20 protein-coding genes are annotated in these 23,853 nt (G+C 38.8%); 3 read left to right on the forward strand and 17 right to left on the reverse strand.

Annotation, left to right across the window (positions count from 1 at the left end):
* Positions 1 to 113 precede the first annotated feature (113 nt).
* A complete protein-coding gene (locus tag F991_RS09445; RefSeq protein ID WP_004670817.1) occupies positions 114 to 605 on the forward strand; it encodes an AsnC family transcriptional regulator in 492 nt (163 codons plus the stop codon).
* Positions 606 to 651: 46 nt separating this feature from the next.
* Here the strand turns inward: F991_RS09445 and putP are convergent, their stop codons facing one another.
* From putP to F991_RS09470, 5 genes are all read right to left on the reverse strand, one after another.
* Positions 652 to 2,148, reverse strand: coding sequence for a sodium/proline symporter PutP (gene putP, locus F991_RS09450; protein ID WP_004670819.1), 1,497 nt, complete (start codon positions 2,146 to 2,148; stop codon positions 652 to 654).
* Between the two features lie 572 nt (positions 2,149 to 2,720).
* Positions 2,721 to 3,095 (reverse strand): glycine cleavage system protein GcvH, encoded by a 375-nt coding sequence (gcvH, locus tag F991_RS09455; RefSeq protein WP_004670821.1) that lies wholly within the window; start codon positions 3,093 to 3,095, stop codon positions 2,721 to 2,723.
* Between the two features lie 91 nt (positions 3,096 to 3,186).
* Positions 3,187 to 4,212 carry an AraC family transcriptional regulator gene (locus tag F991_RS09460; RefSeq protein ID WP_004670823.1) on the reverse strand — a complete coding sequence of 342 codons (1,026 nt, stop codon included), beginning with the start codon at positions 4,210 to 4,212 and terminating at the stop codon, positions 3,187 to 3,189.
* 115 nt (positions 4,213 to 4,327) lie between these two features.
* On the reverse strand, positions 4,328 to 4,768 hold the full coding sequence (locus tag F991_RS09465; protein ID WP_004670825.1) for a MaoC family dehydratase: 441 nt from the start codon (positions 4,766 to 4,768) through the stop codon (positions 4,328 to 4,330).
* Positions 4,768 to 6,615, reverse strand: coding sequence for an ABC transporter ATP-binding protein (locus tag F991_RS09470; protein ID WP_004670827.1), 1,848 nt, complete (start codon positions 6,613 to 6,615; stop codon positions 4,768 to 4,770). Before F991_RS09470 ends, F991_RS09465 begins: the two co-directional genes overlap by 1 nt.
* Before the next feature lie 178 nt (positions 6,616 to 6,793).
* Between F991_RS09470 and F991_RS09475 the strand changes: the two genes are divergently transcribed.
* Positions 6,794 to 8,650, forward strand: coding sequence for a non-contractile tail sheath protein (locus F991_RS09475; RefSeq protein WP_004670829.1), 1,857 nt, complete (start codon positions 6,794 to 6,796; stop codon positions 8,648 to 8,650).
* A 625-nt stretch (positions 8,651 to 9,275) separates the two neighbouring features.
* Here F991_RS09475 and F991_RS09485 read toward each other — a convergent pair.
* The 10 genes from F991_RS09485 to F991_RS09530 form a co-directional block, all read right to left on the reverse strand.
* On the reverse strand, positions 9,276 to 10,532 hold the full coding sequence (locus tag F991_RS09485) for a mechanosensitive ion channel family protein (RefSeq protein WP_004670833.1): 1,257 nt from the start codon (positions 10,530 to 10,532) through the stop codon (positions 9,276 to 9,278).
* Positions 10,533 to 10,647: 115 nt separating this feature from the next.
* Positions 10,648 to 11,190: a DUF2058 domain-containing protein gene (locus tag F991_RS09490; protein WP_004670835.1), complete on the reverse strand. Its 543-nt coding sequence runs from the start codon at positions 11,188 to 11,190 to the stop codon at positions 10,648 to 10,650.
* Between the two features lie 3 nt (positions 11,191 to 11,193).
* Positions 11,194 to 11,874: a YoaK family protein gene (locus F991_RS09495; protein WP_004670837.1), complete on the reverse strand. Its 681-nt coding sequence runs from the start codon at positions 11,872 to 11,874 to the stop codon at positions 11,194 to 11,196.
* A 6-nt stretch (positions 11,875 to 11,880) separates the two neighbouring features.
* Positions 11,881 to 13,083: a serine/threonine transporter SstT gene (gene sstT / locus F991_RS09500; protein WP_004670840.1), complete on the reverse strand. Its 1,203-nt coding sequence runs from the start codon at positions 13,081 to 13,083 to the stop codon at positions 11,881 to 11,883.
* 185 nt (positions 13,084 to 13,268) lie between these two features.
* Entirely contained in the window at positions 13,269 to 14,981 is a 1,713-nt protein-coding gene (locus F991_RS09505) for a SulP family inorganic anion transporter (protein WP_034595627.1), read from the reverse strand.
* A gap of 73 nt (positions 14,982 to 15,054) precedes the next feature.
* The gene (locus F991_RS09510; RefSeq protein ID WP_004670843.1) at positions 15,055 to 15,375 is read right to left on the reverse strand and encodes an ArsR/SmtB family transcription factor; all 321 of its coding nucleotides are present in this window, start codon (positions 15,373 to 15,375) and stop codon (positions 15,055 to 15,057) included.
* Between the two features lie 536 nt (positions 15,376 to 15,911).
* Complete coding sequence (locus F991_RS09515; protein ID WP_004670845.1) at positions 15,912 to 16,478, reverse strand: TetR/AcrR family transcriptional regulator; 567 nt, start codon at positions 16,476 to 16,478, stop codon at positions 15,912 to 15,914.
* A 390-nt stretch (positions 16,479 to 16,868) separates the two neighbouring features.
* A complete protein-coding gene (locus F991_RS09520) occupies positions 16,869 to 17,384 on the reverse strand; it encodes a hypothetical protein (protein WP_004670849.1) in 516 nt (171 codons plus the stop codon).
* Positions 17,385 to 17,422: 38 nt separating this feature from the next.
* The gene (locus F991_RS09525) at positions 17,423 to 18,475 is read right to left on the reverse strand and encodes a linear amide C-N hydrolase (RefSeq protein WP_004670851.1); all 1,053 of its coding nucleotides are present in this window, start codon (positions 18,473 to 18,475) and stop codon (positions 17,423 to 17,425) included.
* A gap of 229 nt (positions 18,476 to 18,704) precedes the next feature.
* Positions 18,705 to 19,868: a ribosomal protein uL16 3-hydroxylase gene (locus F991_RS09530; protein WP_004670853.1), complete on the reverse strand. Its 1,164-nt coding sequence runs from the start codon at positions 19,866 to 19,868 to the stop codon at positions 18,705 to 18,707.
* Between the two features lie 193 nt (positions 19,869 to 20,061).
* On the opposite strand from F991_RS09530, the gene dnaX reads away from it, so the two are divergent.
* Positions 20,062 to 22,119: a DNA polymerase III subunit gamma/tau gene (gene dnaX / locus F991_RS09535; RefSeq protein WP_004670855.1), complete on the forward strand. Its 2,058-nt coding sequence runs from the start codon at positions 20,062 to 20,064 to the stop codon at positions 22,117 to 22,119.
* A gap of 68 nt (positions 22,120 to 22,187) precedes the next feature.
* On the opposite strand, the gene F991_RS09540 is transcribed toward dnaX, so the two are convergent.
* Together F991_RS09540 and F991_RS09545 are read right to left on the reverse strand one after the other, a co-directional pair.
* Entirely contained in the window at positions 22,188 to 22,628 is a 441-nt protein-coding gene (locus F991_RS09540) for an acyl-CoA thioesterase (RefSeq protein ID WP_004670857.1), read from the reverse strand.
* The gene (locus F991_RS09545; RefSeq protein WP_004670859.1) at positions 22,625 to 23,785 is read right to left on the reverse strand and encodes an iron-containing alcohol dehydrogenase; all 1,161 of its coding nucleotides are present in this window, start codon (positions 23,783 to 23,785) and stop codon (positions 22,625 to 22,627) included. The genes F991_RS09540 and F991_RS09545 overlap by 4 nt, the downstream gene beginning before the upstream one ends.
* Positions 23,786 to 23,853 lie beyond the last annotated feature (68 nt).

Here is a 23,853-nt window from a genome sequence, read left to right on the forward strand (position 1 = left end):
CTAAATTCCGATAACAATACTCTATTGAGTACAGAGGTTTAGATAATTTATAATTACAGAATAAAACCCGAATAACTCACTATAATTGACCCATTTTTTAGAGGAAAACTCAGTTGGATAGCCCTATTTATACATTGGATCGTACTGATTTGAAAATTCTGGATATTCTTCAAACAGATGGGAGGATTTCGAATAGTAAATTAGCTGAGTTAGTGAATCTGTCACCAACGGCCGTGATGGCGCGTGTGCAGAAATTGACGAAAGATGAATTTATCTTGGGTTATGAGGCAAAGCTTAATCCCAATAAGCTCAATGCAAGTTTTTTGGTTTTTGTTGAAGTGCTGCTAGATAAAACTACGCCAAATGTATTGGAGGATTTTATTGACGCAGTCACGCAATATCAAGAAATCGTCGAATGTCACATGGTCAGTGGCGGCTTTGATTTTTTAATCAAGTTGCGTAGTGCTGGAATGGAAGAGTTTAGACGTATCGCGGGTCAGATTCTATGGCAATTACCCGGTGTAAAAGAAACGCGAAGTTATCCTGTGATGCAGGTCATTAAGGACAGTTCTAAAATAAAAATCAAATCCAGAAGTAAATTTTAAATCAAAAAAAGGGGCTCTTAAGCCCCTTAAATTTTATCTAAAATGATTATTTCATTTCTCTTGCGTAAATCTCATCAGCTTGTTCAAAGCGACTTGTTACATTTGAGTTTGGTGCCTTACCAAGTAAGCTCACCACAACGATACTGATCAATGCGAAAAGGAAGCCAGGGATAATTTCATAGATGCCTGTATCGCCAAAGAAGTTTTTCCAAACGATAACCGTCACAGCGCCGACGATCATACCTGTCAACGCACCGTTCAAGGTCATACGTTTCCAGAACAATGAAAGAATAATCAGTGGACCAAATGCAGCACCAAAGCCCGCCCAAGCATAAGCAACTAAGCCGAGGACTTTACTTTCTGGGTTTTGTGCCAAAAGCAGTGCAAGCATAGCGACAGCAAATACCATTGCACGACCAATCCAAATCAATTCTTTTTGCGAAGCATTTTTACGGATCAAGCCTTTGTACAAATCCTCTGTCAATGCACTTGAGCAGACCAATAATTGGCAACTCAATGTACTCATTACCGCAGATAAAATTGCGGCAAGGACGATACCAACCACCCAAGGATTGAATAAGATCTTGGTCAGTTCCATGAACACAGTTTCAGGGTTTGCAGTTACTGCTGCTGCAAGTTCTGGATGTTGTTGAAAATATGCGATACCAACAAAACCTGAACCAACTGCACCCGCTAAACATAAAATCATCCATGTCATACCGATACGACGAGCAGCAGGGATTGATTTAACTGAGTCGACCGCCATAAAGCGAACGAGGATATGTGGTTGCCCGAAATAGCCCAAGCCCCAAGCAGCTGCTGAAAGTATCGCGACTAAGCTTAAATTCGAAGCAAAATCATAAGCATGAGGACGTGCAGTTTCAACTAAAGCAGTAAATTGAGCAGCGCCTGCATCCAACGAGAGATAGGTGATGATCGGGAGTAGTAGCAATGCAAAAATCATCAAGCCTGCTTGGAAGGTGTCGGTCCAACTAATTGCCAAAAACCCACCAATACAAACATAACCAATTGTTGCAAACGCGCCTAACATCAAGGCTGTGCCATACGGTAATTCGAATAATGTTTCAAACAAACGTGCACCAGCGACCATGCCAGAAGCACAATAAATCGCGAAGAAGACCAAAATAATCAATGCGGATGTTACGCGTAAGATTTTTTTCTGATCATCAAAACGACCTGTAAAATAATCAGGTAGGGTGAGGGCATTATTCTGCACTTCGGTATGTACACGTAACCGTCCTGCAACGAGGTACCAGTTGAGCCACGCACCAATAATCAAACCGATCGCGATCCATGATTCAGATAGTCCAGCCAGATAAATTGCGCCGGGTAAACCCATGAGTAGCCAGCCACTCATGTCCGATGCACCCGCCGATAAAGCGGTGACAAAACTACCTAAACTTCGTCCTCCAAGAATATAATCATCAAGACTTTTGGTAGAAAAATAGGCGTATAAACCTATACCCAACATGGCAATAATATATACCACGAACACAACAACAGTGGGATTAGAGAAATTCATAATGGATGCTCATCCTTATATATCCATAACGGTACAATCCCATCTGAATAGCCCAAAAATGATTTACTATTCTAATAAGATTGATAAGGTGACAGATTCAAGCACGATTGTTTTTTGAAACACTGTAATATACGTGTATGTTATTTGTATTCTTTGTGTAAATCAATATAGGTGGTTGAATATTAGGCTTTTAATTTAAAATAACGAGTGATTTTGGATAAAAATTTAGCTTTATCTATAAATAAATAAGTAAATAATTTTGGAAATTTACAAAAAAGACGCTTAGATGATCAAAATATGGTATTCAAGGAGTGATATATAGCTGGAATATATGAAATATAAAGTTACAAAGGTGGGGATTCAGAGAAATTCCCTTATAAAAAGCAGCGAATATTAAGCAGTTTTGCCAATGAAACGGTATTTTCTACCCATTTACAGTCGCAAAGTGAAGAAATCTTGCCTTAAAAAATTGTGCTTAGAAGTAGGCGCAATTTCAATTGATTTTGAATTCTAATGAAAAAGCCTAGTTTAATTTAAACTAGGCTTTTTGATAGATCAGTCTATATAAAGGCTTATAGACCTGATTCGTATTCTTCATTTGATAGAAGTTTTTCAACATCAGCCATATTGTCTGGTTTGATCTTATAGATCCAACCTTTGCCGTATGGATCTTCATTGACAAAATCAGGATCATCTTCAAGATCAGTATTTACTTCAACAACTGTGCCTGAAACAGGTGCATGAATATCTGAAGCTGTTTTTACAGACTCAACAATACCCGCTTGTTCTGTTGCAGTGACTTGGCTATCAAGTTCAGGTGTTTCCACATAGACTAAATCACCTAACTCATCTTGTGCATGGTCAGTAATCCCTGTCACAACTAAGTCGCCTTCAATTCTTACCCACTCATGTGTACGCGCATACTTCAAATCTACTGGATGATTCATGACAACTCCTTAATAATCCATCGCATCATTTTTATTTCGTTTTATACAGGTTTTTGATTAAAAACAAAAGTTTTATCAATCAACCCCGATATTACAAATATGGATCTTTACGCCAGTTACTTGGACTACGACCACTCCAGCGTTTAAAAGCACGGCTAAAATTTGCAACATCAGAATAACCCAATTCATCAGCAATTTGTTCTAGACTATAGTCTGTTCGTGAAAGTAGGGAGGTTGCATGACGATAGCGTACTTCATCCACCAAGGTTGAAAATGATGTTCCTTCCGCTGCAAGCTGACGTTTCAATGTGCGATCTGACATATGTAAACGATCAGCCACGTTTTCAATACTCAGATAATGTTGTTCAGAGTTAGTGAGAATATCACGGACACGCATCGCTAAACGGCGACGTTCACCCAAAGCAGATAACTCAGTTTCACACTGGTTAATCGCAATTTGGCTGGCGATAGGATCTGCATTGACCATTTTCAAGCCTAGATATTTTTTATCAAAACTTGATATCAAATGTGGCTGATTAAAGCGAACCGTACTGGTCAATTTGTCACGATACTTATCAAACCCATCTGGTTCGGGGAAATCTAAATCAACTTCACCACTTAAGTCCTCGATTCCAGTCAAAGCTTTAGCCATGGTCATAATACCAATGGTTAGCCCTAGAATAATCTCAGTTCGCAAAGGCTCAACTTGAATGTCACATTGTAGTTGTAACGTTGCTTTAGGGCCAAAAGTAGAAAAATAAAGTTGGAGAAAAGGCAAACGTAATTGAATAAAACGGCTCGCAAGTGCAATCGCATCAGTGATGTCATGGGCGGTCATAATTGCATAACCAATAAAGCCATGAATCGAGATACGCATTTGCGTACCTAAATGAAAGCCAAGTGTACTTTCACCTGTGAGGCGTAAAGCATGCTTTACCAATTCATTGGCAATCGGCGTTGGAATTCGATAGTTTGGATCAGCCAGTTGTTCGCTCGTTAAGTGAAACGGAGCAAATAAAGTTTCATCGCTGTATCCCCAGCGTGAAACAACATCTAATAACAATAAGCCATAGACGCCTGGTATTCCTTGATCTTGTCGAGTTGAGGTCGTTTTCATGTGCTATCCGTGGCGGCTCATCGATCTTTACAAGTACTTTTCAAACATCTTTGCATGAAATAAAAGAATGAATCATAAAAATTGTTGGACAAGAGAGTCACCTAATCCTCAAAAATCAAGTTGGTTTTCTAAAGACCATAATTTTGGTTGTAGATATTAATAGCACATCGCCGTGTTGGTTCAAAGCTTGTGTGACATAGCTAACGATACCACGATCAAGTTTAGTTTTAGAGGGCACAATGGCGGTAATTTCAACATCGACATGGATTTTGTCACCAACACGGGTGGGACGGGGCCAGCGTAGACTAGATTCAGTACCCAATAACCCGCCTGCGATTGGGAAACACTCAGTCCATAAGCGCATCACCACAGCAGAAGTATGCCATCCACTAGCAGCTAAACCTTGAAAGATAGGGTGCTGTGCTGCCGCCTCTGCATCTAAATGGAAAGGCTGAGGGTCAAATTGACCTGCAAATTGTTTAACTTCCTCAAGGGTTATTTCATATTCACGACTGATGAAACGATCACCAATATTTAAATCTTCTAAATACAACATTATTCGGTGTCCTGAGTCACTCTTTGTTCAACTAAAAAGCCGCCTGTTTGGCGTTTCCAAAGTTGAGCATACAAACCATCATTCGCTATCAGTTCTTCATGTGTGCCTTGCTCAGCAATTCTGCCTTGATCAAGCACAATGAGGCGGTCCATTTGTGCAATAGTAGATAAACGGTGCGCAATTGCAATGACCGTTTTGCCAACCATCAAGTCATTTAAACTAGATTGGATCGCGGCTTCTACTTCAGAATCAAGCGCGCTGGTGGCTTCATCAAGGATGAGAATAGGGGCATCTTTAAGAAAAACACGTGAAATAGCGATACGCTGACGTTGACCACCTGAAAGTTTTACACCACGTTCGCCGACATAGGCATCAAATCCGACACGACCTTTTTGGTCACTCAGTTGAGGGATGAACTCTTCAGCACGAGCTTTGCTCACAGCTTGTTGAATTTCAGCTTCACTCGCATTTGGACGACCGTATTTAATATTCTCTGCCACAGTACGATGCAAAAGTGAGGTATCTTGAGTCACTAATGCGATATTGGCACGTAAACTATCTTGAGTAACGTTTTGAATATCTTGCCCATCAATCAAAATACGACCTTGATTAATTTGGTAAAAATGCAGTAGTAGTTGAATTAACGTTGACTTACCAGCGCCAGAACGCCCCACAATACCGATTTTCTCGCCAGGTTTAATAGTCAAATTAAATTGATCAATCACATTTTTCTGATTATAAGCAAAACTCACATTTTCAAAACGAATCTCACCTTGTTGAACTTTTAATTCAGTCGCATCTTGTTTGTCTTGGATTTGAATCGGTTTACCTAAAGTCTTCATACCATCTTGAATGGTACCGACATTTTCAAAGAGCATGGTGATATGCCACATGATAAATTCAGCTAGGCTATCAAGCTTCAATACCATGGCAGTTGTTGCGGCTATTACACCGATCGCAGCTTGACCTTGAGTCCATAACCAAACAGAAGTTCCAATAACACCAATAAAAAGAAAAGCACTCAGCAGGCGAATACTAATTTGGTATTTCACACCTAAACGCATTTGCTTATAAACAGTCTCCATGAATTCTTTCATGGATTCTTTGGCATACTGGCTTTCACGACCTGCATGTGCAAATAGTTTTACGGTTTGAATATTGGTGTACGCATCTGTGATACGCCCTGTCATGATAGATCGTGCATCTGCTTGCGCTTGAGATACTTTGCCTAAACGTGGAATAAAATAACTGGCAATCGCAATAAACAACACTAACCATATAATTAAGGGAACGATTAGGATCGGAGAGATCGAACCAAGTACAATACTGATGGTAATAAAATAAATAACCACATAAACCAGCATATCGCCAAGAATCATCCAAAACTCGCGTACAGCTAACGCTGTTTGCATTACTTTGGCTGAAAGACGTCCTGCAAAGTCAGTGTGGAAAAAATCCAAGCTTTGTTGCAACAATAAATTATGAAAGCGCCAACGCATACGCATTGGAAAATTACTAAATAAAACTTGATGCTTAATAATAGCTTGAATGCTGACAAAGAAAATATTGGCAAATAATATACTGATTAGAATGGTCAGGTTTTGCTGATTGGTCGCAAAAAATGTATTGGGTTGACTGTTGCTCAGCCAATCGACCAATTTACCGATATAAGAAAAGAACAATGCTTCAAAACAGGCTGCTGCGGCTGTACAAGCGACCAGTAAGAATAAATAAGGACGAATGCCTTGCGTCGCTTTCCAGACAAATGCAAAGAAAGTGGTGGGTAATGGTTTGTTTAAGTCTTTGCTTGGATATGGGTCGACTAATTTCTCAAACCATCGCAGCATTGTTTCTTCCTCTAAGTTTAAAAAAGTATAAACATATCGTTATTATAGGATAGCAGAAAATTAATGTAATAAATGTGAAAAGTGAAATTGTACGCATTCTAACGAGCTTGAAGTTGATTGAAATTTATTATTGTCTAATATGAAAAACTAATGAAATATAACACTTGAGAAATATGACATGAAAAAACAATTTGAACACCAACAAGATTCTAATCTCATTATTGAAACTTCATTGATTGATCGTTTTCACCCTAAATACTGGCGGATTGATGGCCCACAAACCATGTCTTTTGCGATCACCAATTATCAGAATGGCTTTGAAGCACTATTTCGATCTCGCACCACGACTGATCTAGCAGGTATTGTCTGGGATTCTCATGATGCTAAAGACCATACATTTCTCGCATACGAGACTAAGTACGATTACTCAGGGGTGATTTGGGGTTTTGATATTGAATTATCTGCTTCAATGCCAACTCTTAATCATGAAACACTTACACCTACTTTGACGGTCCATTACCATGATCATGGTGAAGATAAGGTGGCTTATATTGTTTTGTTTAATTATGCCAACCAACCCACGGCTCGATCAGCACATATTCAGATCAATTGGGACACAGTAAGAGCAGGTTTCTCAGCCACAGACCATTTCCCGGTCACCAATATTCAGCGGATTTCCTTTTCTGCTTATACAACCACATATAATGGACATTCAACACTTCCACTGGCTCAAGCTGAAGATGGTTATATCCGCATATTCAACTCTATCACCACAGGGCCAAATGCAAAGCTGACTTTAAATCGAGTATCTGTACCACCGCATCATTATGGTATCTGTACCAGTTATGATGACCACTACGATCTAAACCCTCAGCGGCTTGTTGATAATATGAAAGCTTTGGGCTATCACGGCTTTATGAATCATTATTGTGGTATGTCTAAATATCCAGAGTTAATTTGGAGAAGTGATCTGAATAAGTGGCAAATTCCAGATACGCTTATGACATTTGAAGATGTGGTGAATCCATGTACGCGGATATGGCATGAGCATTTTGCACAAGCACTACATGATGCAGATATGCAGCCAGTATTTGGTGTGAGTTTTGAAATGTACTCATTAGGTGCAAATGAGTTTTGGGCGCAGCGAGATTGGAATAGCAATCTAGGTCGTACGGGTTATGAACCCCCGAGTTATTTTTTTAGTCCATGTGATCAAAATGCACTAGCCTATCTACATAAAGCATTTATCGAGTTTGCAGATATGATGGCAATAGGTGGGTGTGAGGTAAATATGCAAATTGGTGAGCCGTGGTGGTGGTATAACCAAGGCACAGATCTACCTTGTATTTATGATTTCCCCACCAAACTCGCTTTTAATGCTGATACTGGATTATACGCACCAGACTTAGGAACAATTTATGATGCTGTGCATAAAACAGGTACGCCGTATCATGAGTTTAAAACGTGGTTAAGAAATAAGTTGGGTCAGACATGTAAGGACATCCGTGCTGTGATAAAAGCAAAGTATCCAAGTGCTCTAGTCTGTCCATTAATTTTCTTTCCCACGATTCGAACACCAATAGAGACTCTTGCGACGGACATTAACTATCCACGCGAACATTATGCTTATCCTCATTTTGATTACATGATGACTGAAGCCTATGATTGGCTTTTAGAGGCAAAATTAGAGTTGGCACATCAGGCTGTGGCAGAGATACCGACTCAAGATCTTCATTATCCAATTGATAAAGTTGCTTATTTATCGGGATTTGTTCCTGATCCATCTATTGCACATCTCTATGGATTTGACGCTAGCAAAGCGTATCAAGTACACATCTGGCAGCGAATTTTTGGCGATATGCAGAACAATGATCCACTAGGACTGATGAAGCAGTTTATTTGGGCATATCCGCAAGTGATGTTGGATTCAATTACCATTGATATCGGGCAAGCGCCAAACGGTTTCTTTGTTGGAGAAGTGTTTTATTCCCCAATTGCTGATGATACTCCGTATCCTCCGGAAATTTATTTATAAGAGAGTCAATTAAAAAGCCTTTATATAAAGGCTTTTTAATTATCACTTACCGATCGCATAGTAAAAAATAATAGTGTGCACTTTGCTACTTGTTTTAAGTTTGAACAGGGCTATCTATTTGAAAAACCAGATGATGGGAGGGGGTGATGCAAAGTTTTAGTACAGCGATATGATGAGCGGTCACAATAAAGCGATAATAATACTAGAACTATGCTTACAAAACAGCAATAATTGTGATGTGCTTCACGATTATATGGATGTTAAATGTTAAAAAAAGTCGGCAATTTAAGTGTTTGTTTGTTGTTCATCGCAAGTATATTTTTTCTTATTCGTGGTGCTCCATCTATTGATATCGTTTTAATTACTATTTCACTAGCCTTGATGATGGCAGCATATTTGTTGGCGTCGGAATTTAATTTGAATCTACTTAAGTGGACCAAATGATTTTATAAAATTTGAACATTTTTAAAATAGATAACTAGAGAAAATAGGCTTAAGTATAGCTATACCTAGTTGTCGTTATAAAATTTTTATCTATACCTCGATGGCTTGAGAGTTCTGTGTCTGTCCATTTATTTGGGTCGGGTGAGAACTTCAAGCCATTGCAGTTTTTATGCGTATTGATTTAAGTGAGCTTTTCAGTGCTTGCTTGTTGTCTAAATGCTTGTAAATCATGTCCTGATGGTGCTTGATAAATTCTTAAACCAAACTCAGGAATAATAGCAATTAGATGATCGAAAATATCAGATTGAATTGCCTCATAAGATGCCCATGCAATCGTGTTGGTAAATGCATAAATCTCTAAAGGTAGGCCCTCACTTGTTGGTTGTAGCTGGCGAACCAAAATTGTTTGATTTTGGGCAATCCCATGATGTTGACGTAAGTAAAACTCAACATAAGCCCGAAACGTTCCCAAGTTGGTTAAACGTCTCTGGTTATATCGAGAATGATTGGTTAAATGATTATTGAACTCCTCAATTTCAGATTTCTTTGCATCAAGATATTGATCTAAAAGCAAAAAATCTTTGAGTTTTTGCTGTTCTTCATCACTCATAAAATGAACACTACTTTGATCAAGAAAAAGCGAGCGCTTCATACGACGGCAACCTGAGTTGCTCATTCCGCGCCAATTCCGAAAGGTATCCGTTACTAGCTTATTGGTTGGAATGGTGGTGAAGGTTTTATCAAAGTTCTGAACAGTCACGGTATGTAATGACATATCAATGACGTCACCATCGGCATTTAAAGACGGCATTTCAATCCAGTCGCCGATACGAACCATATCGTAAGATGTAATTTGCACACTGGCGACCAAAGAAAGAATTGTGTTTTGGAACACCAGCATTAACACTGCTGCCATTGCCCCGAAGCCAGCAAGTAAAGTGAAGACATCTCTTTTAAGGAAAGTACCTAAAATTAATAGCCCACAAACCACAAACAAGACCAACTTAACCAGTTGCAAATAACCTTTGATAGGTTTATTTCTTGATTTAGGGTTACGCTGATAGACGAGGTTGAAGATGTTGAGCGCTTCACTGATCGAGAGTGCGATAGTGAGGAAAATAAAGGCCTGAGCACCCATTTGCACAAGGCTGATTACTTTCTCTGGGAGATGTGGGACTGAGGAGATCCCATTCATAATCACAATTGCAGGCACGATATTGGCAAAACGACGAGTCACACTATGTTGTGAAAATATTGTTTGATTTGGAGATTTAAACTTGGTGATTAAATGGCGTATACCACGAACAATAATTCTTTTCGCAATGAAATTTGCCAGTGCTGCGAATAAAATTAGAACGATCAGGGCAAGTAGCATTTCAAGCCAAGGAAAATGGCTTAATTCAGCTTTAATATCGCGTATAAAATTTAAATAATCCAAAACCCAAACACCTTAAAATTCTTTAATAGCGAATTGTAAGCTGTAATAGGGCTTTAGTTATTTTTAATCACAGTTTATATACGATCTGTAAGGCGTTTTTACAGAGTCAAATGATTTACCACATCAAATCATCAGGAATGACATAGGCTGCGTATGGATCTTCTTCATCTGTAGTCTGACTATTGTTATTTTCAGTATTGTTGTTGACTAAGATGAATCCTTGCATTTTCTGGTCAATCTTCTCGGCTAATTCTTTAGGAAGACAAGCATAACTGTCTTGATCTTTTGCAATGACTAGTGAGCCAGAAACCAGTGCGTTATAGACCTGTTGAGCAAGGTAGATTTTCTTAATTTTATTATCATCAATAAATTGATAAGCAATATCGCCATCAGTTTGCTGTACTTTGTGTTGTTTGATCATTTGGATAATTGAAGCTTTAAGGGCTTTTTCTTCCAAGATACGTTGTTTCTCTGAATTGAGTGCTTGGTCTTTGGCTAATTTTTCTTGCTTTGCGCGATCTATATCCGCTTTGAATGTTGCATCATCATTCTGCCCAGTACGTTGTTCATGTTGCACTTGTTTGGTTAATTTTTTCGCTTTTTTATTGTCGACCAAACCCGCTTTTAATAACTGAGCCTGCAATGCATTTTTAACCATGATTCAATCCAAATTTAAGTTTGATGAAGAACGAAAATAATAAATCCAATATGCCATACTCATCGCTAAGCTTAAAGCCGTCGGGATAAGAAAGGTTTGTAAGTTTAAATATGGATACAGCACACTCGCAATGAGTCCGCCTGCTAAAAATCCAGTAAAGATGAGTAAATGTAGCAAAATACGCCGTCTTTCGACTGTTAGCCCACGTGCTTTGTAGCCGAGTGCTAGGCCAATATCGGTTAATACACCAGATAAATGCGTGGTACGAATAATCGCGCCTTTATAGTGGCTGACCATTGCATTTTGTACGCCCATCGCTACGCAGGCCCAGAGTAAGCCATAGCGAGGAAAATAGGGGATGAGCAACCACGTTAAAAACAGAAAAATGGCGACTAAGCTCAGTGGAAATCCATAATGTCGCCCTAGCGCAAGATTGCCATTTCCAAGAATTAGGCCACTATAAAATGAGCCAACTACAAAGCATATTACCACTAAGCCAAGGTAAATCAGATGATCTGGTTGCCAATCGAGTACATTCATCGCCAGTAAGCTGACATTACCGGTCATATGAGAAACGGATTGGTGCAGGAGAGTGAATAAACCCAAAACGTTCACCATCCCTGCATTCAATGCCAATAAAAAAGCACCCAGTTGAATCCAATTTGGTAAACGTTGAAGTGGCATATAAACCTATGAGTCTAGACGGTCTCTGAAATCTACAGCAGCAGTGAATAAAACATCTGTTGATGAGTTGAGTGCTGTCTCGGTTGAATCTTGCAATACACTAATGATCATACCAATTGCGACAACCTGCATAGCAACTTCTGTTGATATACCAAACAAGCTACAAGCAACGGGGATAAGCAATAATGAACCACCTGCTACGCCAGATGCACCACAAGCAGATATTGCTGCAACAACAGACAAAATAATCATTGTGCTGAGATCGACTTGAATACCGAGCGTATTTACAGCAGCGAGTGTTAATACCGTCACGGTAACGGCAGCACCCGCCATGTTTATTGTAGCACCAAGTGGAATCGAAACACCTGCAGTTGCTTCATTGACACCTAAACGTCGTGCAAGGTCTAAGTTCACAGGAATATTTGCAGCTGAACTACGAGTAAAGAAGGCAGTAATCCCACTTTCTTTCAAACATATAAACACGAGCGGATAGGGATTGGCGCGCATTGTAATCGCAACAAGAATTGGATTGATCACCAGCGCAACAAAAATCATTGTGCCGATCAATACCATCAATAAATGTGCATAGCTTGTCAACGTTGCAAAACCAGCTTCAGCAAAGGTCACTGCAACTAAGCCAAAAATACCGACTGGCGCAAAACTAATCACGATATGAATGATTTTATTCACAGCATTGGAAACATCGGTTAATACTTGTTTTGTTGATTCAGAACTGTGGCGCAGTGCTAAACCTAAACCAATTGCCCAAGCCAAGATACCAATAAAATTAGCATCACTGATTGCTTGTACAGGGTTGGCAATAAAGCTAAGCAGTAAGTTCTTTAAGATCTCAGCAAGATTACCAGGTGCTTGTAATTCAGACTGGGCTGCGATGTTCAAAAAAAGCTGACTAGGGAACATGATGCTTGCAATGACAGCACTAAATGCAGCGAACAGCATGCCGAGTACATACAAGGTCATGACAGGTCTTAAATTAGAATTCTGACCTACTTGAAAGTTTGCAATTGAAGAAAGTACGAGTACAAAAACTAAAATTGGTGCAACAGATTTCAAGGCCTTAATAAATAACTCACCTAATAAACTTAGATAAGGTGTGAAAGTAGGGAATAGCAATGCCACGCCAATCCCTAAAAAAATAGCGATAATAATTTTGCTAACTAAACTTAAGCGAGACAATACATTAAACATATGAAGGCCTTATAAACCTATGCACGATTTAAGGTTAAACAAGCGCCGTATTCTATACCTAAGCGCTGTGAATATTAAAATTTTTTTTACTACCGCATTACTTTAAAAATACTGTAAAAAATAACGTAATGTTTTTTAAAAGTATTTTATAGAAATATACGATATCCTTTTGAGCGAAAAAACAGCTATAAAATTTTTGTTTCGGCTTGTGGTTGAGTGGAAAGCGCTTGTATTGCTTGGTAGTGTGATAGAAATATTCGACCACTCAACTCCTTTACCAGCTCGGATTTAGACAGCTTATCGATTACTGGTCCTTTTACTTCTGAGAGGTGAAGCTGGATCTGTAATTGTGATAATTCTTGATTTAGATCTTTCAACATTTCTAGCGCACTGAGGTCAATATTACTAATACTTGAGCAATTGATCACGACATGTTGTATCTGTGGATTTTGGCTAAGCTCAGTAATCACATGACCTTTTAAAATATGTGCATTTAAAAAACTAAGATTCTCATCAACACGAAATGCCACAACGTTTGGTGTCGTAATGACATCATATCGTGACACATTTCTAAAGTGCTGAGTGCCTTCGATTAAACCAATCACTGCAATATGTGGACGGCTAATTCGCCAGAGTAATAAGATAAAAGTTAAAACAATACCAATAATAAGCCCAGTCGAAATATCAATGCAGGTCACACCCAAGAACGTTGCCCACATCGCAAGACCATCCGCTTTTGAATATCGCCATGTATCAATAAAAGGAGTCAGTGTGACAAGTTTCCATATTGAAACAAAAATGGTCGCAGCTAGAACGGCTAAAGGTAGATTTTCAAATAGACCTGTAAAATATAAGCTTACGAGGATCATTAATAATGAAGAAAGCACACCAGAGATCGGCGTTTTTGCACCTGCATCCGCATTTACAACTGTTCGAGATAAACTGCCTGAAACAGCAAACCCTGAATTTATACCTGCTGCAATATTTGCCAAACCTAATGCGATCAACTCTTGATTGCTGTTTAAATCATCACGCTTTTGCAAAGCAGTTGCTTGGGCTATTGCCAAGGACTCAATAAAACTAATCATTGCAATCATAAAAGCACTAGGGAGTAGCTGTTGAACCAAAGTTAAGTTCCATGTTGGAAAATGAAAACTAGGTAAAGCAGTAGGAATCGCACCGACAGTTTGAATACCATAATGATCTCCTCCTAAGGCAGAAATAAACACGATTGATAAGAGTAGAAGCAGTAGGGGAATAATTTTATTTATAAAATGGGATTGAATAAACTTGGGCAATAAAATAAGTATGCCAATCGCTGTAATTCCAAAACCGAGATTTGTAAGACTTATCTTATCGAAGTGTTGAGATAGACTGACAAAGAACTCAGGGATATTATTTGCTTGCAGGGGGATATCGAGTAAAAACTTGAATTGCCCCAGTGCGATCAATAATGCAGATGCAATGATGAAGCTTTGAATAACGGGATGGCTAATCAGTTGAATCAAAAAACCAAAACGAAATAGACCTAAAATGAGTGATATCACACCCACTAAGACCGCCAAAAGACATGCAGCTTCTATATAGGCTGCTGAACCAACTGCAAAGAGTGGGTTTAACGCTGCGAAAACCATCATGGAAATAATGGCAACAGGACCAATCGACAGTGTGGAGCTACTGCCAGTAAATGCATAAATGATCATCGGCAATATACTGGCGTATATTCCCATGACTGGTGGTAATCCCGCCAACATGGCATAGGCCATGCCTTGGGGAACAAGCATCGCCAAAACAATTAAAGCGGCAGTTAAATCAGACCTGAAACTGGGAAGCTGATAGTTGCGTAACCATTTCCGCGCAGGGAATAGTATAGAGAGGCCTTGATTTAACTTTTTCATGTCTAACATTTTAAAGCATAAATTCGTATATATTATGCAGAAAAAATGCTAAAGAAACGAGTGCTTGTTCTTCCTATGATTGTTCTGGTTTAGGGCAATAATGCTCATACAAGGTATTCAAGATAATATTTAGCTTTGGATCAAGAATTGAATAAAAAATTTGTTTGCCATCACGGCGTGTAGAAACAACATTGCTTTTGCGTAGCATCATCAATTGTTGTGAAAGGGTGGGTTGAACAATGTTTGTGAGTTCAGCAATTTGTGTGACGTTAAGTTCTTTTTGAGTTAAATGACACAAAATAATCAACCGATCAGTATTTGCTAGAGATTTGAGTACATTAACAACATTACCCGCAGATGCTCTCATCGCTTCAATTTCAAGATTTTTTTGCATACTTCACTCGTCACCAGAAAACCGACCTAAGTATAAGATGGGTAATAGAAATAATTGTTGTAAAACTGAATAATCACAATGGTTTTTAATGACAAGATATATAAGTAAAAATTATAAGCATAAGCAATTATGTTAATGATTTAGCTTTTTTTTAAATAAATGTCGACTAATTAACATTTGGTGGGTTTGAGCTAAAATAGAACCAAAAAATCATGTCTATGGAGTAAGATTTTTTAAATTTACTACACAATAAAATTAAGTGATTAATATAACTAATGAATATTAAAAAAAGTTAAAAATTGATTGTACTTCAGGTAAAAGTGTATACAATTGGAATTAGGACAGAAGAATCTGTCTGCATAAAAAGGATCGGAACTGTGAAAACATGACCGCCAGAGGGTAATAATAGTTATTATTAACTAAATTTAGACGCAAGCGTGAGCCAGAAAAAAAATTATAAATCACGCTTTATTTTTTATTCAATTATTTCATTGCTTTATATAGTTATCCCTTTACTAGTAAAGGGATAAGATTATTTATGCAAGTGTTTGTTCAAAGTTAATCAAGTGTTCAACACGCTTCCAATACTCGTTCATTTCAACAGAGTTTTTATTCACATGCGCTTGAATCGTCATACCGTCTAAAATACTGACAATGAGCGTTGCGAGGTGGATTGGTGTTTGAATTCCTATATTTTCAAGTAAACCTTGAATTAAGGCAGTTAACCAAATTTTATATTGAGTTGCAGGTTCTAAGGTTGAAGGGTAGATCTTGATCACTTCTTCAAGCGCTTTTTGAAACATGCATCCGTTAAAATCTTCGGTATTGAACCATGCAGCATACCATTCAAAAATCGTTTTGAGCTGCCCCATATGGTCGGCTGGATCGCCTTTACTTAAAGCGATGTTTAGCGAAGCTTGGAGATTTTGGTTGCGCTGGATGAGACATTCTTGAATCAGCTTTTCCTTAGATGGAAAATATTTATAGAAAGTCATTTTTGCAACGTTTGACTCGCTGATAATTCGATCGACCCCAACCGAGTTGTAGCTATGCGAGTTAAATAGTCTTAATGCTGTGCTAATAATATCTTCTTTTTTTGACATATAACGCCTCGGGTTCGCTCCCCATCAAGAGCATTTTTTTGCATTTCATTATGCAATTTTGGCGGATATTTTACATGCTATTCAAAAATTATCATAGGGGTAAATAACACTATTTATTTAATTGATTTTTAAATGAGTCACTCATGTGATCAGTTAAAACGAGCAGTACGAATTTAATAATGTGAATAAAACTTGGTTATAAAAAGTGTGGTTATTAATAGCTAGAAAATTGCGCTGAAATGAGTACGCTTCGAATGATTCTATTGTTTGGTATTATAGCGAAGAAACAATATTTAATTAAAAATGATAATCATTTTCATAACCAGAGGTTGATTGATGAAATGGTCAGTTATCAATAGATAATAACTGATCCATCATCTTTATCTGAGCTTATTGGGGTTGCTGTTTCGGCAGACTTGCAATGAGTCGAGCGAAATTTTTGGAAAGTGTGGATGATTGCGTTGGGGTATATACTGAGCGTTGAATTATTCCTTTATCGGTTTCAATGGATAGCTCAACGTTTTTCGCGCCTCTCAATTCATAAAGAAACGAGCTTGGGAGAACAAAGGTATTGGCTGAGTGCTTAGGAATAAGCTTACTTATATATTTCTGTTGAGTTTTCTCAGTAGGACGGTAGTTAAATGACTTCCCATCCACCAAGAAAGTCATAGCTGTTATATCGTAATATTGATAAGTACTTGTCAACGCAACATCAACTTTTAGTTGATCTTTTTGTTGTTTATCCCATTCAACGACCACATTCGGGCAAATTTCATTGCTCTTACAATTTAATGAGCCTGCAGTAGCAAGATGATCAATAGCCGTAGTGGTTGTTTGCGAATTTTGCAAACTTGTACAACCACTTGTCATTACAGCAATACTAAGTAAGCACAGTACTTTTTTCATATTTAAGGTCTCTTGTTTATTCCACGTCTAGGCGGTTATTAATGTGATGCTGAACCAAGAAATTCAAATGGTTTTGCGATTTTGAACTGACTGGTTGCGTCACCAGCAAAGGTATTTTGTTGATCACTTCCAAGATCAAGTTTACGTGTAACACCATCTTTAAAATTGATTTTCTTTAAATCAATCCAAAAAACATTCGGGGAAACAGCTGATTCAAAGAAATAAAGTTGTTGCTTGTGATCTGCAACTGTTCTCCAGCGGGTTGAGGAGATATTCGGTTCTTCGGCTGTATTTAAACCAAATGGTACGGATGCATTGCGAATAACACTAAATACTGAAGCGATCGCTTCTTTCGGGTTATTGTTTTTAGGAATGGCATTGATGTAAAAAGAGGCGCGCGCAAAGCGATCTGCGGCTCTATTGGTGCCGGGTAGCATCACTGTTCCACCAATTTGTTGCCAATAAGTATTGAGAGCAAGTTGCTGATCAAAGGTTGGAGAATTCGTCATCACTTGATATTTTTTATTGTGGTGAATGACCTGTTTTCCATTGATGTATTCAATGATTGCACTATCACCAGTTTTATCAGAAAGTGATAAGTGGAGCGTTGTTAGGCGTTGTTCACCGGGTACATTATCGGTAATGATGATAAAAGGTTCTTTTTCCAATGCTGTAACGGCTTCAGCAACAGTCGCATAATTATCGAGTACGTACTGTGCCCATGCTGAAATACTCAAGTGCGGTTTATTTGATTTTTTTGAGTCTGGATATTGAGACTCGACTAACCAGAGCACATTCGCGACAAGACCAACTTCGTTCATTCCATCTGTGGTGGAAACATCATAACCAGAGGCGATTACGCTGCCATATTTTGATTTCCATTTTAGTGATTTTGGACCTGCATTACTATCTCGATTTACACCACTGGGCATGATCCATAGATTGCTACCGACATCGACTTTCCAGTCCATAGAGCGAGCAGTGATGACATGATTGTCATTGCCCAGATACACAGCTCTGGTACAGGCCTGAACAGTTTGTAAAAATAATGAAGAAGCGATAAATGAACAAAATAATGTTTTTTTTAACATGTTTTGGCTCCGTTTTTTGTCAAAAATTTATTTAAAAGAAAGATATATTTTTAAATTATTAATAAGTAGTTTATAAATTTTTTATTGGTATTCAATCATTAAAATGTAATTGTTATAAAAATAATCACTTTGATATTTCCAAGTATAATTAACCGACTGTAGTGAAAAGGTTAATTTAATATATTTTCACATATTGAAGTTAATTATCTTGGAAGTATCAATAAAAGGATTAGTTTGGCGGTAATAACATCACAATCGCATTATTTAGCAGTTGAGCTACATCTTCGAGTATTTCAGTTTGATTGAACTGTTCATCAAATATTAAGCTTTCACCATCTGCGACTTGCTTTAAGTAATTTTCAAAGGTCTTGGAAACACAGATGTTTTCGCCATTTGCCCAAAAGTCTAGAGAGTCACCTTGTTGTCTATAAAGTAGTCTCGATGCGGGTTCAAGGATCAACTGGAATCCTGTACCAATGATTTCTGTCAAATCATTGGCTTCAATTTCCTCTGGTTCTGGAATATTGTTTGGATAGTTTGATTCACTCATATAAGACATGATCGCAGCGTCGAACTCTGGTGCTTGAGTGAGATAGTCAAGTAGTTGAGTTTTTAAGTATGAAAATTCAGTATCGTTAATTTCACCCACTTGAGCAGCCTGTTGGCGTTTAATATCAAGCAATGGTTTTTTGAGTATCTCGTTTTCTGCAAATTTATCGCTGACTTGATCAATCATCTCTGAGAGGTTTGGCATACGGAAACCGAAAGAGAAGGTTAAACAATCATCTTCTGCGACACCGTAATGTGAAAGACCTGGCGGTACATAAAGTAAATCACCTGGAGCAAGCACTTCATCAAAATGAATATCCATTTCAGCTAATAGTTTTAAAGGCTGATCTGGAACAAATGCTGTAGATTCATCACACATTTGACCGAGTTGCCAGCGGCGATGGCCATGTCCTTGCACCAAGAAAACATCATAAAAATCAAAATGCTTGCCGACTGAACCACCTTGTGGTGCATAAGACACCATGATGTCATCACGGCGCCATTGGGGAATAAAAGGAAATTTTTTCCAGAGTTCAGCGATATCAAATGAATAATGATCAACCGCTTGAACTAATAATGTCCATAGATTCGGTAATTTTTGAAAATCACCTTTGGTGAGCGGAGAAGACTTTACATGCCATTCATTTGGATTTTTATTCTTTTGACGAATCAGGCGAGCAGTGACATCTTCTTCTAAAGCAAGTTCTTTCACATCGTCTGGTTCTAATAGACCGACAATTTCAGGCATTGCGTTTCGTACCAGCAAAGGTTTTTTTTGCCAATATTCAGTTAAAAACTGTTCTGCGGTGATACCGCCTAAAACCGTTAAAGATTGTTGAGACATAGGGAGGAAGCCAAAATATATAAATTTGTTGCGTATTGTCTATGGAGTTGAATATTGGCGCAAGTGTTGCGCGATGTAATCGGTATGGAAATAAATAATACGGGAATGTATTTAATCTTGATCAATTAGAAGCAGATTCGTTTACAGTCCTTTCAAAAAAACAGTATGCTTAAGATGCAAAAAGGGAGCATACATGTATCAAGTACTGGCAAGAAAATACCGTCCACGTAATTTCAATGAGTTAGTGGGGCAAAACCATGTTTCTCGTGCTTTAACGAGCGCATTAGAACGTGGACGTTTGCACCATGCTTACTTGTTTACAGGGACGCGTGGGGTCGGGAAGACGACGATTGCCCGTATTTTAGCCAAGTGTTTAAATTGTGAGACTGGGGTAACCTCTACGCCATGCGAAGTTTGTGCAACGTGTAAAGCTGTCAATGAAGGTCGTTTTATTGATTTAATCGAAATCGATGCTGCATCACGCACCAAGGTTGAGGACACACGTGAACTTCTTGATAATGTTCCTTATGCTCCCACTCAAGGACGGTTTAAGGTTTATCTGATCGATGAGGTTCATATGCTTTCAACGCATTCATTTAATGCGTTGTTAAAGACATTGGAAGAACCACCTGAACATGTAAAGTTTTTATTTGCGACAACTGATCCTCAGAAATTACCGATTACCGTAATTTCTCGTTGTTTGCAGTTCACCTTGCGCCCATTGGCTGTCGATGAAATTACCACGCATCTCACTGAGATTTTGAATAAAGAACATATCGATGCTGATCAAGATGCTATTTGGCAAATTGCTGAATCGGCACAAGGTTCTGTGCGTGATGCGCTTTCCTTAACGGATCAAGCGATTGCCTATGGTCAAGGTGCTGTTCACCACCAAGATGTTAAAGACATGCTTGGATTGATTGACCGTACGATTATTTATGATTTGATTTTGGCGATTCATCAAAACCAACAAGCCCGTGTCAGTCAGTTACTTTTGCAATTTAGACAGCAAGCATTAGATGTGTCTTTGGTCCTAGATCAGTTGGTTTCAACATTGCATGAATTGGCTTTGTTACAGTATTTGCCAGATCTTGCATTGAAATACAGCGAAGAAATCAATCAAAAAATTCTGCAACTCTCAAAATTGGTTTCAGCTCAAGATTTGCAACTTTATTATCAAATCGCATGTAAAGGGCGTGCTGAGCTGCAACTGGCGGTAACGCAAGAGCAAGGCTTTGAAATGTGCGTATTACGCTTGCTCGCATTTAGACCTTTATCTGTGGGTGAGATCACTGTTGTTGAGACAAACCCACATCATGTTGAGACATCCCCAAAAACTGTGGCTTCGGCTGAAAAAATCCCATTAGATACTCAGCAGTTACAACAAGGAACTGTAGTCGAAGAGCAACTTGTCGTTCAGCAAGAAGTCGTTAGCGTTGAACCTGAACCTGAACCTGAACCTGAACCTGAACCTGAACCTGAATCTGAACCTGAACCTGAACCTGAATCTGAACCTGAACCTGAACCAATCGTGCAGGAAGATCCTGAGGTCATGGTTTTCGATGCAGCGGATGGGCAGCTTATCGGAATAGACAGTGTCTCCGATCAACAAAATCACCAGTCTGATATTGCAGCATTTGATGATGTGCTTATTTTTCCTGTAGAGCCAAAAGCGCAGACAGATCAAATTGTACATCAAGAGATTGAACAGAATCGTTTACAGGTCGAGCCTGAGTTATTTGAAGACGTTGTTGCGGTCGAGCAAATGACGGCACAGCCTGTCGAGATTTCGACTGATATTCAACAAACTGCTGTTGAAGCAATGGATTTGATGCCACAAGACATTCTAAAACTTCATGAACAGGTGTTAGAAGGTGAGTGGAATTTGGAGAAGTGGGAGTATTGGTTTAGAACCAGTCAACTTTCTCCAGCCGTTCAGGAGTTAGCCCAGCATGGAGTCATGCAAGGGCAAATTAATGGTGTGTCAACTTTTCATATCCCTCAAGAATACGAGGGAATGCTATCGCAGTTACAACATGGTTTAGAGGATGCACTCAACTCGCAATGGCCAAATACCCAGTTCGATGTGCAGTATGGTGAAGTGCATTCTAATACGCCATTGGCGATACAAAACCAGCGTAAAGAAAAAGCTTTCAACCGAGCTGTGGAATTATTGCAACAAGAACCAACCATCAAAAGCTTGATTGAGACTTTTGATGCAGAACTACACAATATTCAATTGAAGTCCTGAGCGAGGACAAAGCAACGCTTTGTCCGAGAGCAAGACTCGAGTGGCGGAACTAAACTTAAAGCAACGCTTTAGTCTGTTAGTAAATATTCAGTAAGCACATCGCGCATATTTTCAGGAATTGCCGTACTCTTTCGATTCATACGATCTACAAAGACATGAACAAAATGCCCCTGTGCGGCGGCTTGTGGTTGACCTTGCTTAAAAATCGCCAGTTCATAACGTAACGATGAGTTGCCAATTTTTCCAATTGCTACACCCACTTCAATGATTTCTGGAAATGACAGTTCCTGTAAAAAACTACAGGCTGAATCAACCACCAATCCAATAATTTCACTGTTGTGAATATCGAAGCCTGTTTTTTGAATCAACAATGAATTGGCTGCGGTATCAAAGTAGCTGTAGTAGGTCACGTTATTCACATGACCATAAATATCGTTGTCTGCCCAGCGGGTTTGTATATCCAAAAAGAATTTGAATTGGTCACGGTTTTTTAAAATCGGTTTACTCATGCATAAATCGCCTGATAAATCTGTAAAGCATCTTGTTCGGTCATTGCTCGTGGATTATTTTGCAATAATCGCGTTTGAAGCATGGCATCCTTCGCCAGTTGTGGCAATTTTGCTTCTGCAATATCCAAGTCTTTTAATTTAAGCGTTAGACCACTTTGATCTAAATGATTTTGCATGTGATCAATGAAAAGATCACATAATCCATCCGTACAGCCTGTACTTCGTGGGTCGAGCAGCTGCATGAGCTCGGCGTAATAATGTTTGGCTTTTGGCACATTGAACTTCAATACTTCAACAAGCACCAAAGCATTGGTATGTCCATGTGAAAGATGGAAATGTCCACCCAGAGGATAAGCAAGAGCATGCACAGCGCCGACAGGTGCATTCGCAAAAGCTTGACCTGCCAACATTGAGCCGATCAGCATATTTTGACGAGCATCTAAATCAGCGCCATTTTTGAGCACTTTGGCTAAATTTTGATTGAGTAATTGAAGTGCATTCTTCGCCAATATATCGGCATAAAAGTTTTTTTTGATATTTGAGGTATAGGCTTCAATGGCATGTACCATCGCATCGATACCCGTTGCTGCTGTGATGTGCGCAGGCAGTCCTTCTGTAAATGTGGCATCTAAAATGGCAACATCAGCATATAAAATAGGAGATACAACACCCATTTTGGTTGTCGCACCTGTTGTGACGATTGAAATCGGTGTCACTTCCGAGCCTGTTCCAGCAGTCGTTGGAACTAAAATAAGCGGCAAACGAGGGGCTTTGGCTTGATTTACACCATAGATTTCACTGAGGTGCTGCTGTTGCTCTGGATGTGCGAGTAAAGCAATGATTTTAGCGACATCCATTGAACTGCCGCCACCAAAACCGATAATCACATCAATTTTTTCTTTTTTCGCAAAATCAACTGCTTCTAATACGATATGTTCTGGTGGATCAGCTTGAATATCGGAGTAAATAATATGGTCGAGGGAGATTTGATTGAATATTTGTATAATCGGCTGATGCAGCTGATGTTGGATCATGCCCGCATCTGTCACTAAAAGCGCTTTGTGATAATGGTGTTGTGCTAAAACCTGTTTAAGTTCTTGTATCGAACCTAGTCCCGCAATAATGTTCGGAACGGTTTGAAATTGAAATGGATTCATAGATACATCCTTATACTTGAACTTTATTTGCATTTTATAAATCAATTACGCGCTAAGCTAAAATATTC

It is taken from the genome of Acinetobacter sp. CIP-A165, assembly GCF_000367985.1.
In the GTDB taxonomy this organism is placed as follows: domain Bacteria; phylum Pseudomonadota; class Gammaproteobacteria; order Pseudomonadales; family Moraxellaceae; genus Acinetobacter.

Coding starts and splice junctions, on each gene's coding strand:
- putP (WP_004670819.1), bottom strand. CDS start 2,148: ATGAATTTCTCTAATCCCACTGTTGTTGTGTTCGTGGTATATATTATT.
- gcvH (WP_004670821.1), bottom strand. CDS start 3,095: ATGAATCATCCAGTAGATTTGAAGTATGCGCGTACACATGAGTGGGTA.
- F991_RS09460 (WP_004670823.1), bottom strand. CDS start 4,212: ATGAAAACGACCTCAACTCGACAAGATCAAGGAATACCAGGCGTCTAT.
- F991_RS09465 (WP_004670825.1), bottom strand. CDS start 4,768: ATGTTGTATTTAGAAGATTTAAATATTGGTGATCGTTTCATCAGTCGT.
- F991_RS09470 (WP_004670827.1), bottom strand. CDS start 6,615: ATGCTGCGATGGTTTGAGAAATTAGTCGACCCATATCCAAGCAAAGAC.
- F991_RS09475 (WP_004670829.1), top strand. CDS start 6,794: ATGAAAAAACAATTTGAACACCAACAAGATTCTAATCTCATTATTGAA.
- F991_RS09490 (WP_004670835.1), bottom strand. CDS start 11,190: ATGGTTAAAAATGCATTGCAGGCTCAGTTATTAAAAGCGGGTTTGGTC.
- F991_RS09495 (WP_004670837.1), bottom strand. CDS start 11,874: ATGCCACTTCAACGTTTACCAAATTGGATTCAACTGGGTGCTTTTTTA.
- sstT (WP_004670840.1), bottom strand. CDS start 13,083: ATGTTTAATGTATTGTCTCGCTTAAGTTTAGTTAGCAAAATTATTATC.
- F991_RS09505 (WP_034595627.1), bottom strand. CDS start 14,981: ATGAAAAAGTTAAATCAAGGCCTCTCTATACTATTCCCTGCGCGGAAA.
- F991_RS09510 (WP_004670843.1), bottom strand. CDS start 15,375: ATGCAAAAAAATCTTGAAATTGAAGCGATGAGAGCATCTGCGGGTAAT.
- F991_RS09515 (WP_004670845.1), bottom strand. CDS start 16,478: ATGTCAAAAAAAGAAGATATTATTAGCACAGCATTAAGACTATTTAAC.
- F991_RS09520 (WP_004670849.1), bottom strand. CDS start 17,384: ATGAAAAAAGTACTGTGCTTACTTAGTATTGCTGTAATGACAAGTGGT.
- F991_RS09525 (WP_004670851.1), bottom strand. CDS start 18,475: ATGTTAAAAAAAACATTATTTTGTTCATTTATCGCTTCTTCATTATTT.
- F991_RS09530 (WP_004670853.1), bottom strand. CDS start 19,868: ATGTCTCAACAATCTTTAACGGTTTTAGGCGGTATCACCGCAGAACAG.
- dnaX (WP_004670855.1), top strand. CDS start 20,062: ATGTATCAAGTACTGGCAAGAAAATACCGTCCACGTAATTTCAATGAG.
- F991_RS09540 (WP_004670857.1), bottom strand. CDS start 22,628: ATGAGTAAACCGATTTTAAAAAACCGTGACCAATTCAAATTCTTTTTG.
- F991_RS09545 (WP_004670859.1), bottom strand. CDS start 23,785: ATGAATCCATTTCAATTTCAAACCGTTCCGAACATTATTGCGGGACTA.